At 42.8% G+C, this 638-nt stretch carries 1 protein-coding gene; it reads right to left on the reverse strand.

The annotated features are described in order from the left end of the window. Positions 1–167: 167 nt before the first annotated feature. Positions 168–638, reverse strand: a 471-nt coding sequence (gene proX, locus R7Z77_RS26300) for a glycine betaine/L-proline ABC transporter substrate-binding protein ProX (RefSeq protein WP_318137169.1), incomplete at its 5' end; no start/stop codon positions are given.

Raw genomic sequence — 638 nt, forward strand, 5'->3', positions numbered from 1 at the left:
GCAGTGCCTATTGGGGTTTTGTGCTGGTATGTAATTGATATTAATACGATGTTTTTTGAGTAATCTAAATAAAAAAGCCAGTCTAAATAATCGACTGGCTTTTCATTTTCTCACTGAGGAACCAAAGATACGCTAAAGCTTTAGCGGTTTCTTAAGATTTTTGGGCGTTACATTGCCGCTTTCTTCGCTTCTTCAATCCAACCATCAAAGGTTGTTTGGTTGGCTTTAATCCAGCCATTTACGTGCGCTTCGATGTCTGCCGCGCTATTTTTACCTTGGCTCATCATCATGTTTTGAGCGCTGACATCATTGATATTCAGTTTGATGATTTCGAACAGTTTCGCTGCCGATGGGTTCTTCTCGGTGAACTCTTTGTTCGCGACGATGCGCATAGAGTTCATTTCAAAACCGTAGTTTTTGCCGTTTTTTAGTGTGGTGTCGATGTCTTTGCGTTCACCAGGAAGAGACGAGAACGGCACCTCTAACCATACAACGTCTTTACCCGGAACAAGTACGCCACTTACCCAATACGGTGTCCATGTGTAGTAAAGAATTGGGTCACCTTTTTTGTAGCGAGAGATTGTATCAGCAATGATTGCGGCGTAATTACCTTGGTTGTGAGTGACGGTGTCACGAAG

The organism is Vibrio sp. 1401 (assembly GCF_033340295.1).